Source organism: Streptomyces afghaniensis, assembly GCF_044327915.1.
Taxonomy (GTDB): Bacteria; Actinomycetota; Actinomycetes; order Streptomycetales; family Streptomycetaceae; genus Streptomyces; species Streptomyces afghaniensis.
In genome coordinates, this window is sequence record NZ_JBIRGJ010000001.1 from 755,658 (window position 1) to 769,868 (window position 14,211).

Consider the following 14,211-nt stretch of genomic DNA (forward strand, 5'->3'; position numbering starts at 1 on the left):
CAACCCAGTGGCAGTCAGATCAGGGGTGGCCATGCCTGCGACAGACACATCCGCGACCGAACCCGTGGACTCGCTGTTCACCTGGTTCCGCGAGATGCAGGACCAGCATCCGATCCATCACGACGACGAGTACGGGTGGCAGCTCTTCCGGCACGCCGACATCACCCGCGTCCTCACCGACCCGAAGACGTTCTCCTCGGAGACGGTGCGGCTGTTCAACGAACCACAGGCCGATCTCGACCTGTTCCTCATGGGCAACCTCGTCACCAACGACCCGCCTCACCACCGCAATCTGCGCCGGGTCATCAACCATGCCTTCACCCCGCGCGCGGTGTCGGGTCTGTCCGAGCGGATCAAGGGGACCATGGAGTCCCTGCTCGACGGCGTGTCCGGATCGAACAGGTTCGACCTGATCGAATCGGTGGCCTATCCCCTGCCGATCATCGTGGTCGCCGAGATGCTCGGCCTGCCGGCCGAGGACGTGCCGATGTACCGGGCGTGGGGTGACGCACTGGGCGCGCTCGACGCGGCGACCGTGCCACCGGAGGTGATGGAGTCCGACATAGCCCCCGCCATCCGGGAGATGAACGAGTACATCCTCGGGCATGTGCGCAGGCGCCGGCAGAACCCGGTCGACGACATGCTCACCGGGCTGGCCCACGCCACCATCGAGGGCGAGCCGCTGCGAGACGGCGATCTGATCGGCCTGGTCGGCCTCACGCTGTTCGCCGGCCACGCCGCCTCCATGGCGATGATCGGCAACGCGATCCTCACCTTCGACCGCCACCCCGAGGTTTTCGCCGCCGTGCGCGCGGACCGCGACCTGCTGCCCGGCGCCATCGAGGAGTTGATGCGGCTCTACCCGCCCTTCTCCAGGATGGCGCGAGTGACCACCACCGAGACCGAGCTCGCCGGGCAGCAGGTCGGCAAGAACGAGCTCGTGACCCTGTGGGTCGGCGCGGCCAACCGGGACGCACAGCGCTTCCCGGATCCCGACCGCTTCGACATCCACCGCAACACCGGTGGACACATCGCCTTCGGGCAGGGCATCCACTTCTGCCTCGGCGCTCCGCTGGCCCGGCTCGAGGTCAGGATCGCGCTCAACGCGCTGTTCGACCGCTTCGACGAGATCGCCGTGGACTACTCGGCCGGTGTGGAGTTCGAGAACCCGATGCAGATCATCTGCCCCCGGCGGCTGCCGGTTCGGGTGTCCGGTTGAGGTGAGGCGTCGCCCCGAACGGCGGCATCGACAGGCAGCTCTGGAAAGGTCCACATCTACATGACCACCGCACCTCTTGACGCGCTCTGGCTCAGGAACCTCAGTCCGGCTCCCGATGCCGCCGTACGCCTGGTCTGCTTCCCGCACGCCGGCGGTTCGGCCAGTTTCTTCTTCCCCATGTCCCAGGCCCTGGCGCCGGACGCCGACGTCCTGGCCGTCCAGTACCCGGGCCGTCAGGACCGGCGCTCCGAGCCGGTCGTCACCGACATCAACCTGCTCGCCGACCGGGTCGCGGACCGGCTGGCCGCCGCGGCCGACGGCCGGCCGCTGGCCCTGTTCGGGCACAGCATGGGATCACTCGTCGCCTTCGAGGTGGCCGAGCGCCTCCAGGCCCACGGCACACCCGTCTCCGCGCTGATCGTGTCCGGGCGCCGCGCTCCCCACCTGCGCCGCGAGGAGGACGTCCACGTGCGGTCCGACGACGGGCTGGTCGCGGAACTGCGCGCGCTGAGCGGCACGGACTCCGAGCTGCTGGGCGACGAGGAGATCCTCCGCATGATCCTCCCCGCCGTCCGCGGCGACTACCGGGCCGTGGAAACGTACCTGCGCCGCACCCCGGCCCGGCTGACCTGCCCCGTCCTCGCACTGCTGGGGGACAGCGACCCCCGCGTCGACCCCGATGAGGCACACGGCTGGGCCGACCACACCACCGCCGGCTTCGACCTGAGGATCCTGCCCGGCGGCCATTTCTACCTCGTACGGGAACAGCCGGCCGTGCTCGCGGCCATCAGGGAACGCCTCGGCATCCTGCCCGTGGCGGGCTGACGGACGACACGCACGGGCCGCGCCTGGTCGACGACGCACTGACGAGGAGTACACCGCGATGTCCCTGACCGAGATACCGAGCGGCCCCGCCGGCGCACGTGGCAGGGTGACCGAGCTGCACGAGATCCGTGCGCGGGCGGTGGCCGGACCGAGCGAGAAGGCGACCGAGGCGCAGCACGCCAAGGGCAAGCTGACCGCGCGGGAGCGCATCGAACTCCTCCTCGACCCGGATTCCTTCCGCGAGGTCGAGCAGCTGCGCCGGCACCGGGCCACCGGCTTCGGCCTGGAGGCCAAGAAGCCGTACACCGACGGTGTGATCACCGGCTGGGGCACGGTGGAGGGCCGGACGGTCTTCGTCTACGCCCATGACTTCCGCGTCTTCGGCGGCGCGCTGGGCGAGGCCCACGCCACGAAGATCCACAAGATCATGGACATGGCCATCGCGGCCGGTGCGCCCCTGGTGTCGCTGAACGACGGCGCGGGCGCCCGCATCCAGGAGGGCGTCTCGGCGCTCGCGGGCTACGGCGGCATCTTCCAGCGCAACACCAAGGCGAGTGGGGTCATCCCGCAGATCTCGGTGATGCTCGGCCCGTGCGCGGGCGGCGCCGCCTACAGCCCGGCCCTCACCGACTTCGTGTTCATGGTCCGTGACACCTCGCAGATGTTCATCACCGGCCCGGACGTCGTCAAGGCGGTCACCGGCGAGGAGATCACGCAGAACGGCCTGGGCGGCGCGGACGTGCACGCCGAGACGTCCGGCGTCTGCCACTTCGCCTACGACGACGAAGAGACCTGCATCGCCGAGGTCCGCTACCTGCTGTCCCTCCTCCCGCAGAACAACCGCGAGAACCCGCCGGCGGTGATGGCGGGCGACCCCGCGGACCGGCGTTCCGAGGTTCTCCTCGACCTCGTACCGGCGGACGGCAGCCGCCCGTACGACATGGCCCGGGTCATCGAGGAACTCGTCGACGACGGCGACTACCTGGAGGTCCACGAGCGCTGGGCCCGCAACATCATCTGCGCGCTGGGCCGGATGGACGGCCACGTCGTCGGCATCGTGGCGAATCAGCCGCAGGTGCTGGCCGGCGTGCTGGACATCGAGGCATCCGAGAAGGCGGCCCGCTTCGTCCAGATGTGCGACGCCTTCAACATCCCCATCGTCACGTTCCTGGACGTCCCCGGTTTCCTGCCCGGCGTCGACCAGGAGCACGGCGGCATCATCCGGCACGGCGCGAAACTGCTGTACGCCTACTGCAACGCCACCGTGCCGCGCATCAGCCTCATCCTGCGCAAGGCCTACGGCGGCGCCTACATCGTCATGGACAGCCAGTCCATCGGCGCCGACCTCACCTACGCCTGGCCGACGAACGAGATCGCGGTCATGGGCGCGGAGGGAGCGGCCAACGTCATCTTCCGCCGCCAGATCGCGGAGGCGGAGGACCCGGAGGTCTTGCGGGCACGTCTGATCAAGGAGTACAAGGCCGAGCTGATGCACCCCTACTACGCGGCCGAGCGCGGCCTGGTCGACGACGTCATCGACCCCGCGGAGACCCGCGAGGTGCTGGCCAAGTCCCTCGCGATGCTCCGGACCAAGCACGCCGACCTGCCCTCCCGCAAGCACGGCAACCCTCCGCAGTGAGGGCCGGCCGGAGGTTCCAAGCCGTCAGGAACCGTCCGGACCGGAGCCCCCGAGTGCCCCCAGGATCCGCTCAGCGGCGAGTGTGGGCGTCAACTCGCCGTCCCTGACCCGCTGTTCGAGGGTCGGCGCCAGCGCCCGTACCGCCGGATCGGCGTGCAGACGGCCGAGGAGTTCCTCGCGGACCATGGTCCAGGTCCAGTCGACCTGCTGGTCACGGCGCTTGGCCGTGAGGCGGCCGGTCGAGTCCAGCAGCGTGCGGTGCTGTTCCAGGCGTTCCCACACCGTGTCCAGGCCGGTCGACTCACGCGCGCTGCAATGCAGGACCGGCGGCGTCCAGAACGCGTCCTTGCCGTGCATCAGCCGCAGCGCGCCCGCGAGTTCCCTGGCGGCGGCCCGGGCGTCCCGCTCGTGCGGCCCGTCCGCCTTGTTCACGGCGATCACGTCGGCCAGTTCCAGGACGCCCTTCTTGATGCCCTGGAGCTGGTCGCCCGTGCGGGCGAGGGTGAGCAGCAGGAAGGAGTCGACCATGTTCGCGACCGCGGTCTCCGACTGGCCGACGCCGACGGTCTCCACCAGGACCACGTCGTAGCCCGCCGCCTCCATCACCACGATCGACTCGCGCGTCGCCTTGGCGACGCCGCCCAGCGTGCCCGCGGTGGGGGAGGGGCGGACGAACGCCGCCGGGTCCACAGCCAGCCGTTCCATCCGCGTCTTGTCGCCGAGGATCGAGCCGCCGGTACGGCTGGAGGACGGGTCGACGGCGAGCACCGCCACCCGGTGCCCGAGCCCCGTCAGCATCGACCCGAACGCGTCGATGAACGTCGACTTGCCCACGCCCGGCACCCCGCTGACCCCGATCCGCCGGGCCCGCCCGCTGTGCGGCAGCAGCGCGGTCAGCAACTCCTGGGCCAGCGTCCGGTGCTGGGGGCGGGTCGACTCGACGAGCGTGATGGCCCGGGCGATGATCGCCCGCTTCCCGTCGAGTACGCCCTTCACATACGCGTCGACATCGATCACAGGTCGTGCCCGAGTCCGTCCGACAGTCGCTTCACCAGGTCGTACGCCGCGTCCGGGATCACCGTCCCCGGCGGGAAGACCGCCGCCGCGCCCATCTCCAGCAACGTCGGCACGTCCTGCGGCGGGATCACCCCGCCGACCACGATCATGATGTCCTCGCGCCCCTCCTCGGCGAGCTGCTCGCGCAGCGCCGGGACGAGCGTGAGGTGACCGGCCGCCAGCGACGAGACACCGACGATGTGCACGTCCGCCTCGACGGCCTGCCGGGCCACCTCGGCCGGGGTCTGGAACAGCGGGCCGACGTCCACGTCGAAGCCGAGGTCGGCGAAGGCGGTCGCGATCACCTTCTGACCGCGGTCGTGGCCGTCCTGGCCCATCTTCGCGACCAGGATGCGCGGGCGGCGGCCCTCGGCCTCCTCGAAGTCGGAGACCAGGGCCCGGGTGCGGTCCACGGACGGGGACTCCCCTGCTTCGTTGCGGTACACGCCGGAGATCGTACGGATCTGGCTCGCGTGCCGGCCGTACGCCTTCTCCAGGGCGTCGGAGATCTCCCCGACGGTCGCCTTGGCGCGGGCCGCGTGCACCGCCAGCTCCAGCAGGTTGCCCTCGCCGGCGGCGGCCCGGGTCAGCGCGTCCAGCGCGTCCTGGCACGCCGTCTCGTCCCGCTCCGCCCGCAGCCGCCGCAGCTTCTCGATCTGCTGGGCGCGCACGGAAGAGTTGTCGACCTTGAGTACGTCGATCTGCTCGTCGCTGTCCACGCGGTACTTGTTGACGCCGATGACCGGCTGCCGGCCCGAGTCGATCCGCGCCTGGGTGCGGGCCGCGGCCTCCTCGATACGCAGCTTGGGGATGCCCGCGTCGATGGCCTTGGCCATGCCGCCCGCGGCCTCGACCTCCTGGATGTGCTGCCAGGCCCGCCGGGCCAGGTCGTACGTCAGCCGCTCGACGTAGGCACTGCCGCCCCACGGGTCGATCACCCGGGTCGTGCCGGACTCCTGCTGGAGCAGCAGCTGCGTGTTGCGGGCGATGCGAGCGGAGAAGTCGGTGGGCAGGGCCAGCGCCTCGTCGAGGGCGTTGGTGTGCAGCGACTGGGTGTGCCCCTGCGTCGCGGCCATCGCCTCGACGCAGGTGCGCGTCACGTTGTTGAACACGTCCTGCGCGGTCAGCGACCAGCCGGAGGTCTGCGAATGGGTGCGCAGGGAAAGGGACTTGGCGTTCTTCGGGTCGAACTGCCGCACCAGCTTCGCCCACAGCAGGCGCGCCGCCCGCAGCTTGGCGACCTCCATGAAGAAGTTCATGCCGATCGCCCAGAAGAACGACAGCCGGGGCGCGAAAGCGTCCACGTCCAGGCCGGCTTCCCGGCCCGCGCGGATGTACTCCACGCCGTCCGCGAGCGTGTACGCCAGCTCCAGGTCGGCCGTCGCGCCCGCCTCCTGGATGTGGTAGCCGGAGATGGAGATGGAGTTGTAGCGGGGCATCCGCTGCGAGGTGAAGGCGAAGATGTCGGAGATGATCCGCATCGACGGCTTCGGCGGATAGATGTAGGTGTTGCGGACCATGAACTCCTTGAGGATGTCGTTCTGAATGGTCCCCGCCAGTTTCTCCGGCGGCACGCCCTGCTCCTCCGCCGCGACGATGTACAGCGCCAGCACCGGCAGCACGGCGCCGTTCATCGTCATCGACACCGTCATCCTGTCCAGCGGGATCCCGTCGAACAGTTGCCGCATGTCGTAGATCGAGTCGATCGCCACGCCCGCCATGCCGACGTCACCGGTCACGCGCGGGTGGTCGCTGTCGTAACCCCGGTGCGTGGGCAGGTCGAAGGCGACCGAGAGGCCCTTCTGCCCGGCCGCCAGGTTGCGCCGGTAGAAGGCGTTCGACTCCTCGGCCGTGGAGAAACCGGCGTACTGACGGATCGTCCAGGGCTGGTTGACGTACATCGTCGGGTACGGGCCGCGCAGATACGGCGCCGCGCCCGGGTACGTGTCCAGGAAGTCCAGGCCCTCCAGGTCACGCCCGGTGTACAGCGGCTTGACCGCGATGCCTTCCGGGGTCTCCCAGAGCAGGTCGTCACCGCCGGAGGCGTTCTTGACCGCCGTACGCCACTCGTCGGGGCCGCCGTCACGGGCCGGGGTCCCCAGCTCGATCCCGGAGAAGTCGGGGACGGAACGGTCGGAGGGGGCGGTCATCAGGACACTCCCATGCGGTCGAGGGTCGCGGACAGCACGGCCACGGCATCGCAGCCGGCGAAGACGTACGCGTCGACACCGGTGTACCGCCCGGGACGGCCGGCGAGGAACACCTGCCGCGCGCCGGCGGCCTTCAGGGCCCGGGCGGTGGCCTCGGCCTGTTCCTCGTACAGCGCGTCGCTGGAGCACAGCACGGCCTCCGTCGCGCCGCTGTCCTCGAAGGTGCCGTCCGTGACGGGTTCGATGCCGCCCGCCTGGAAGAGGTTCGACGCGAAGGTGAGGCGTGCGGTGTGGGCGGCGGCCGGGCCGATCGCGGCGAGGAAGATCCGGGGCCGGGAGCCCGTCGCGGCGAGGTGGGCGTCGGAGCGGGCGCGCAGCGCCTCGAACTCCTCGTCGCGGCGCACCCGCGGCAGCCCGCCGGACGGCGGCTCCGGCGCGCTCTCGCGGACCACCGGCTTCTCCGCGAGATACGGGAACTCGCTGACGCCCGTGACGGGTTCGCGCCGCTTCGCCAGCTTCGTACGACGGGCCTGCCAGGTGTCGGCCAGGTCCTGCGCGAGGTCCCCCGACCGCAGGGCCGCCGCCTGGCCGCCGAGCCGCTCGATCCGCCGGAAGAACTCCCAGCCCGCGTGGGCGAGTTCGTCGGTGAGCCGCTCCACGTACCAGGAGCCGCCCGCCGGGTCGATCACCCGGGACAGATGCGACTCCTCGATGAGGATCGTGGACGTGTTGCGGGCGATACGGCGCGCGAACGCGTCCGGCAGGCCGAGGGCGTGGTCGAAGGGCAGCACGGTGACCGCGTCGGCCCCGCCCGCCCCGGCGGCCAGCGTGGCGATGGTCGTGCGCAGCATGTTCACCCACGGATCGCGGCGCGTCATCATCACCGGGGACGTCACGACGTGCTGGAGCTGCGCCCCCGCACGCGGCGCCCCGCAGACCTCCGCCACCCGCGCCCACAGCCGGCGCGCGGCCCGCAGCTTGGCGATCGTCAGGAACTGGTCGGCGGTCGCCGCGTACCGGAACTCCAGCTGCGCACAGGCCTGTTCGACGCTCAGCCCGGCCTCGGTGAGGTCCCGCAGATACGCCACTCCCGTGGCCAGCGAGCAGCCCAGCTCCTGGGCTGCCGAGCCACCGGCCTCGTGGTACGGCAGGGCGTCCACGGTCAGCGCCCGCAGCCCCGGGTACCCCTCGGCGCACAGCCGGGCGAGCTCCGCCGCCCCGGCGACGTCGCCGTGCCGCCCGCTCCGGGCCTCGTGCCCCAGCGGATCCGCGCCCAGATTGCCGCGCGCCGCCTCCCGGGCGACACCGCGCTCCTCGTACAGCCGCAGCAACTCCCGTGCCGCGGGTGCGGGTTCAGGCCCCGCGTCGAGGACGACGGAGGCCAGGTCGAGATAGACGCCGTCGAGGACCCGGCCGAGCTCCGGCAGCGGAATGCCGCCTTCCCCCACGGCCAGCCACAGGGAGGTGACGCCGTTCTCCAGATCCGCGAGCACCGAGCCGTTGTCGGCCACCGTGTGCCGCTGCCGTACGTCCCAGCCGCCGAGCGTATTCCCCTCGGCCCGGCCGCCCCGCACGAAGGGTGCGAATCCGGGCAGGCCCGGCTCGGGCGCGGTGTCGTGCGCGGTGTAGAGAGGCCGGGTGCGCAGCCCGTCCTCCAGCGCGGTGGACAGGGCTTCCTCGGCCTCGGCGCCCTCCACTTCCTTGCCCGACTTGCGCAGCACACCCGCCACAAGGCGCTGCCACTGCTCATGGGGCACATCAGGGAAGTCGCCGGCCAGCTCGAGCCCGTCGTCAGGCAGGACCGTCATGCTCGGATGCTAGGTCACGGACGGAGGGGAACAGCAGTGGGCGAGGCTGTGACCTTGCCCTCCCCGTTTCTGTGATCCCGATCTCCACTGAGGGGAGAGGTTCACAGGGGCACCGGACAGGGAGCAGCTTCCGGCAGGGAGCCGCCCTACGACAAGGAGTGTGCACGCCATGGGTACCGCCGTCCACGTCCCGCAGACCCGGGACATGATCGGAGACGAGCTCTCCGGAGACGAGGCGTTCACCGCCCTGCGCCGTTACGGAGGGCTGCGGCTGCTGGCCGACTCCTTCGCACGGTTCCGTTACGCGGACGGCTTCACCAACGCCCGGGCCCTCGCCTTCCAGGTCGTGCTCGGGCTGGTCCCGTGCACCGTGGCGCTCGTCGGACTGGCCACGTCGGTGCACACGGAGGGGGTGGGCCGGGTCATCGAGCAGACGCTCGGCCGGATCGTGCCGGGGGCCAGCGCGCAGATCGTCGAGGACGCCTTCGAAGGGACGCGGCGCACCGCGCACGGCGATGTCTGGGGCACGCTCGCCCTGTGGCTCGGTCTGGGCTTCGCGCTGCTGAACCTCGCCTCGGCCATGGGCCAGATCGAGCGCGGCGCCAACCGCATCTACGGCATCGAGCGCGACCGTCCCTTCCCGCGCAAGTACGGGCGGGCGATCGTCCTCGCGCTCGCCGCCGGTCTGCCCCTGGTGCTGGGGTTCGTCGTACTGGTCGCCGGTGAGGCCGTGGGCGACGCCGTGGCGGACTCGGCCGGCTGGGAGGACAGCGGGTCGCAGTGGTGGGGTGTGCTGGACATCCCGGTGGGGCTCGCACTGGCCTGGGTGGCCTCCGCCGTGATCTTCCGCTGGTCGCCCCGCCGCGTCCAGCCCGGCTACACCTGGCTCGCCTTCGGCTCGGCCGTGCATCTGCTGCTGTGGGTGTCGGCCACCTGGCTGCTCGCGCTGTACGTCGAGGAGAGCGGTGCCTTCGGCGCCGTGTACGGACCGCTCATCGCCTTCATCGCCCTGCTGCTGTGGGCCAACCTCACCGCCGTCGCGCTCTTCCTCGGCATCGCGTTCGCCGCCCAGCTCGAAGCGGCCCGCGCCGGAATCACGTCAGCCGTCCGGCCGGACCCGGGACCCGGCGCGTGAGCCCGGACGACAGACAGCAGGCAGGGGCTTCGCGTCAGGACTGTGCGGGGCGTTGCCGGCCGGTCGTCGCGTCGGGGCGCCCGGCGGGCCGGGTTCGCTCAGGCCGAGCAGGAGCATCGCGTTGTGGTCGGGGCTGCCGGGTTCGGCGGTGTAGACACAGAGACGCTGACCGGGCGTGCCTTCGAGGTGCATGTTCTGGCCCCTGAGGGTCAGGACGCCGACCTCGGGGTGGTGGAAGGTCTTCTGGACGTTCTTGCGGCCGACGACCTCGTAGCGATCCCACAGCTTGGCGAAGTCGGGGCTCTTGAGCACCAGTTCGCCGACGAGGCCGGCCAGGTCGGGGGCGTCGGGGCTGGTGCCGGCCTGGGCGCGCAGCCGGGCCACGCACGCGCGCACCAGGGGCTCCCAGTCGGGGAACAGCTCCCGGGCCGCGGGGTGCAGGAAGAGGTAGCGGGCGAGGTTGCGCTGTCTGGCGGGCCAGTCGGCGAGCCCGGCGTACAGGGCGAGGCCGCCGGGGTTCCAGGCGAGCAGGTCCATGCTGCGGCTGACGATGTAGGCGGGGTTCGGCCGCATCGTCTCCAGGAGCAGCTTCAGGTGCGGCCGGACGGTCCGGCTGGGCGGGGGAGGGGGTTCGGGAGCGTAGTTGGCGGCCCGGGCGGCGAGTTCGCGCAGGTGGTGGTGTTCCTCGTCGTCGAGGCGCAGTGCGCGGGCGAGGGCGTCGACCACGCCTGGGCTCGGCCGGGTCTCCTTGCCGCGTTCCATGCGGACGTAGTAGTCGATGCTGACCCCGGCGAGGGAGGCCAGCTCCTCGCGGCGCAGTCCGGGCGTGCGGCGTACGCCCGCGCCCGGGGTGAAGCCGACGCTCTCGGGGCTGGTCTGGGTGCGGCGGGCGCGCAGGAAGCGCCCCAGTTCGTCACCGGTGGTGTGCTGCTCGGCTGCCATGGAAGCCAGTGTCGCAACGCTGCCACCAGGGCGGTATCCGCGAGGGGGGCCCTGTCGTACCCACCGCTGTGCACCCCCCGGCAGCGCCCGGTCTCCCTGGCGGGCACGCAGGAGAGCACGGTGGGTGACGTCGACGAACCTGCGAGAAGAGGAGAACTCCGTGCGCGCAGCCATGATGTACGGCGCCGGCGACGTCCGGACGGAACACCGGCCCGACCCGAAGATCCAGCAGCCAACCGACGCCGTCGTGCGCACCGTCCTGTCGTGCGTGTGCGGCAGCGACCTGTGGCCCTACAAGTCCCTGCCCGCCGCCGGCACCGGCCGCCCGATGGGACACGAGTTCCTCGGCGTGGTCGAGGAGACCGGCTCGGAGGTGTCCGTCCTGCAGGCCGGTGACCTGGTCGTCGCTCCGTTCACGTACTGCGACAACACCTGCGACTACTGCGCCAGGGGCCTGCACTTCTCGTGCCGGCAGGGCGGCCGGTACGGCTTCGACGGCGTGGACGGCGCCCAGGGCGAGGCGGTGCGCGTCCCCCAGGCCGACGGCACCCTGGTCAAGCTGCCCGTCGACGCCGACTCCGCGCTGCTGCCCTCGCTGCTGACGCTCTCGGACGTGATGGGCACCGGCCACCACGGCGCCGTCACCGCGGGCGTCGGCCGCGGCGACTCGGTCCTGGTCGTCGGGGACGGCGCGGTGGGCCTGTGCGCGGTCATCGCCGCCGGGCGGCTGGGCGCCGAGCGGATCGTCCTGATGGGCCGGCACCGGGCCCGCACCGACCTGGGCCGCGAGTTCGGCGCCACCGACGTGGTCGCCGAGCGCGGTGAGGAGGGCGTCGCCCGCGTCCGCGAGCTGACCGGCGGCGACGGTGTGGACAAGGTCATCGAGGCCGTCGGCACCCTCCAGGCGCTCCAGACCGCCCTCGCGGCGGTCGTGGACGGCGGCACCATCAGCCGGCTGGGCGTTCCGCAGTACGAGGAAGGCCCCCTCGGCCCGTCCACGATCATGCGGAACATCACGCTCACCGGCGGCGCGAGCCCGGCCCGCGCCTACATCGAGGAGCTGCTGCCGGACGTCCTGGACGGCACCATCGAACCGGGCCGCGTCTTCGACCAGAGCTTCACCGTCGACCAGATCCCGGACGCCTACCGCGCGATGGCCGACCGCAGCGCCCTCAAGTCCCTCATCCGCTTCTGACCGTCGCGGACCACGACCGGCACGACAATCGCGGCCAGAACCTGTCCGCGACTGTCGCTACCGTGCTCCCATGACGAACACCCAGCGGAGCGTCACGGCACCCCGCCTCGGCACCCGGGCCCTCAACCGCGCCACCCTCGACCGGCAGCTGCTCCTGCGCCCGGCCGGGATCTCCGCCGCCGCGGCCGTCGAGCACCTGGTCGGCCTCCAGGCGCAGAACGTCAAACCTCCGTACTACGCGCTCGCCGCCCGCCTCGACGGTTTCGCCCCCGAGGCGCTGTCCCGGCTGATGGCCGACCGCGAGGTCGTCCGGATCGTCACGATGCGCTCCACCATCCACACCCACACCGCGGACGACTGCCTCACGCTGCGTCCGCTGGTGCAGCCCGCCCGGGACCGGGAGCTGACGAACTTCCGCACGGGACTCGCCGGTGTCGACCTGGACCGGCTCGCCGCCCTCGCCCGCGACCTCGTCGAGACCGAGCCCCGCACCATGAAGCAGCTGCGCGAGGCCCTGCTCCAGGAGTGGCCCGACGCCGACCCGCAGGCCCTGTCCGTCGCCGCCCGGTGCCGGCTGCCGCTCGTGCAGGTGACCCCGCGCGGCCTGTGGGGCCGGAGCGGGCAGGTCAGTCTGACCACCGCCGAGCACTGGCTCGGCCGCCCCTCCGGACCGGCCGCCACGCCCGACGCGGTCGTGCTGCGCTACCTCGCCGCCTTCGGTCCGGCCTCCGTGCGGGACATGCAGACCTGGGCCGGACTGACCCGCCTGCGCGACGCCTTCGAACGTCTCCGCCCGCGACTGGTCACCTTCCGGGACGAAAGCGGCGCCGAGCTCTTCGACCTGCCGGACGCGCCCCGCCCCGACCCGGACACCCCGGCCCCGCCGCGCTTCCTGCCCGAGTTCGACAACCTGCTGCTCTCCCACGCCGACCGCACCCGCGTCGTCCCGCCCGAGTACCGGGGCCGCGCCTGGCAGGGCAACATCGCCCATCGCACCCTCCTCGTCGACGGGTTCCTCGCGGGTCTGTGGCGACTGGACGAGCACGCGCTCGTCATCGAACCCTTCGCCCGCCTCACCGGGGCGCAGCGGGACCAGGTCGTCGCCGAGGGGGAGCGGATGCTGCGGATCATGCACCCGGAGTCCTCGTACGACATCCGCTTCGGTGCCGTACGCGGCGCATGACGGCAGGGCCGGCCCCACGCATGGAAAGGGGGCGTTGCGGGCCGCTCGTGGAGGCCCGCAACGCCCCCTGGTATTTCACCTGAGGGGTGCTCAGGAGCTCTGCCCGGTTACGAGTTGATCTGCGTCGTGACCAGGTTGGAGAAGGTGGTCAGCCGGGTGTAGACACCCGGGTAACCGGCCTGGGCGCAGCCCTCGCCCCAGGAAGTGATGCCTGCCAGGACGCCCCCGATGAGCAGGGGGCCGCCGCTGTCGCCCTGGCAGGTGTCCACGCCGCCGGAGGTCTTTCCGGCGCACACCATGTCGCTCTGCACGAAGTCGGAGCCGTAGGAGCTCGCGCAGCTGGAGTCGGACACGGTCGGTACGGTCGCGGTGCGCAGCTGGTTGGAGGAGCTGCCGCCCGAGGAAGTGGTGCCCCAGCCGAGGATGCGGGCCGTGGTGCCGGCCGCGTACAACGAGGTCTGCGAGGACGAGACGTACTTCGCCGTGGTGTACGGCATCGACGTCGACAGCGTCAGCACGGCCACGTCGTCGCCGTTGGTGGCGTCGGTGTAGCTCGGGTGGACCCATATCTTGCTGACTCTGCTGACCGTGCCGTTGGTGCCGTTGAGGTAGGTGCGGCCGCCGACGACGCGCACGCTGCCGGCGGTCTCGCCGACCATGCAGTGGGCAGCGGTGACGACCTTGGTGGGCGAGACCAGCGTGCCGCCGCAGAACTGGTTCTGCGAGGCGTCCGTGATCTGCATGACGAACGGGTACGCGGTCGTCGTGGTCGTCGTACCGCCGACGATCGGCTGGGGCGCGGCGACGGCGGAGGGAGCGGCGAGCAGTGCGGTCGCGGCGGCGGCAGCGGTCGCCGTGGCGACGGCGGCGGCTTTCCTGACACGGTTGAACCCGAACATGCGTCTCCTCGGGGAGTTGCCGGTGGGGGGTCGCGCGGGTGGTGGTGCACGGTGACCCTGACGCCGTTGTTCGGATCTCCGTGTGCCCGGCGAGCGGCACGCGACAAAGCTAGAGCCCGGCAGGCCGGGCCCCCAATGAGGGAACCCCCTAAGGGAGTTG

11 protein-coding genes are annotated in these 14,211 nt (G+C 71.6%); 6 read left to right on the forward strand and 5 right to left on the reverse strand.

Annotated elements, in window-relative coordinates:
• Positions 1-31 precede the first annotated feature (31 nt).
• From ACH4G3_RS03060 to ACH4G3_RS03070, 3 genes are all read left to right on the forward strand, one after another.
• Positions 32-1,219, forward strand: coding sequence for a cytochrome P450 (locus ACH4G3_RS03060; protein ID WP_397622794.1), 1,188 nt, complete (start codon positions 32-34; stop codon positions 1,217-1,219).
• 60 nt (positions 1,220-1,279) lie between these two features.
• Complete coding sequence (locus ACH4G3_RS03065; RefSeq protein WP_397622795.1) at positions 1,280-2,044, forward strand: thioesterase II family protein; 765 nt, start codon at positions 1,280-1,282, stop codon at positions 2,042-2,044.
• Between the two features lie 106 nt (positions 2,045-2,150).
• On the forward strand, positions 2,151-3,683 hold the full coding sequence (locus ACH4G3_RS03070; protein ID WP_397623369.1) for an acyl-CoA carboxylase subunit beta: 1,533 nt from the start codon (positions 2,151-2,153) through the stop codon (positions 3,681-3,683).
• A gap of 24 nt (positions 3,684-3,707) precedes the next feature.
• Here the strand turns inward: ACH4G3_RS03070 and meaB are convergent, their stop codons facing one another.
• The 3 genes from meaB to ACH4G3_RS03085 are packed head-to-tail and all read right to left on the reverse strand — an operon-like array spanning position 3,708 to position 8,697.
• Positions 3,708-4,700, reverse strand: coding sequence for a methylmalonyl Co-A mutase-associated GTPase MeaB (gene meaB, locus ACH4G3_RS03075; RefSeq protein WP_397622796.1), 993 nt, complete (start codon positions 4,698-4,700; stop codon positions 3,708-3,710).
• Positions 4,697-6,889, reverse strand: coding sequence for a methylmalonyl-CoA mutase (scpA, locus tag ACH4G3_RS03080; protein WP_397622797.1), 2,193 nt, complete (start codon positions 6,887-6,889; stop codon positions 4,697-4,699). Before scpA ends, meaB begins: the two co-directional genes overlap by 4 nt.
• Positions 6,889-8,697: a methylmalonyl-CoA mutase family protein gene (locus ACH4G3_RS03085; protein ID WP_397622798.1), complete on the reverse strand. Its 1,809-nt coding sequence runs from the start codon at positions 8,695-8,697 to the stop codon at positions 6,889-6,891. The genes scpA and ACH4G3_RS03085 overlap by 1 nt, the downstream gene beginning before the upstream one ends.
• A 169-nt stretch (positions 8,698-8,866) precedes the next feature.
• Here ACH4G3_RS03085 and ACH4G3_RS03090 point away from each other — a divergent pair, with 169 nt between their 5' ends.
• Positions 8,867-9,832: a YihY/virulence factor BrkB family protein gene (locus ACH4G3_RS03090; protein ID WP_397622799.1), complete on the forward strand. Its 966-nt coding sequence runs from the start codon at positions 8,867-8,869 to the stop codon at positions 9,830-9,832.
• Here ACH4G3_RS03090 and ACH4G3_RS03095 read toward each other — a convergent pair.
• Positions 9,797-10,774: a helix-turn-helix transcriptional regulator gene (locus ACH4G3_RS03095; protein ID WP_397622800.1), complete on the reverse strand. Its 978-nt coding sequence runs from the start codon at positions 10,772-10,774 to the stop codon at positions 9,797-9,799. The two genes, ACH4G3_RS03090 and ACH4G3_RS03095, sit on opposite strands and share 36 nt — an antisense overlap.
• Before the next feature lie 175 nt (positions 10,775-10,949).
• Between ACH4G3_RS03095 and ACH4G3_RS03100 the strand changes: the two genes are divergently transcribed.
• Both ACH4G3_RS03100 and ACH4G3_RS03105 read left to right on the forward strand, forming a co-directional pair.
• Positions 10,950-11,969, forward strand: a complete 1,020-nt coding sequence (locus tag ACH4G3_RS03100; RefSeq protein ID WP_397623370.1) for a zinc-binding dehydrogenase — start codon at positions 10,950-10,952, stop codon at positions 11,967-11,969.
• Between the two features lie 70 nt (positions 11,970-12,039).
• On the forward strand, positions 12,040-13,152 hold the full coding sequence (locus ACH4G3_RS03105; protein WP_397622801.1) for a winged helix DNA-binding domain-containing protein: 1,113 nt from the start codon (positions 12,040-12,042) through the stop codon (positions 13,150-13,152).
• Between the two features lie 107 nt (positions 13,153-13,259).
• Here the strand turns inward: ACH4G3_RS03105 and ACH4G3_RS03110 are convergent, their stop codons facing one another.
• Positions 13,260-14,051, reverse strand: a complete 792-nt coding sequence (locus tag ACH4G3_RS03110) for a S1 family peptidase (RefSeq protein ID WP_397622802.1) — start codon at positions 14,049-14,051, stop codon at positions 13,260-13,262.
• Positions 14,052-14,211: the final 160 nt, after the last annotated feature.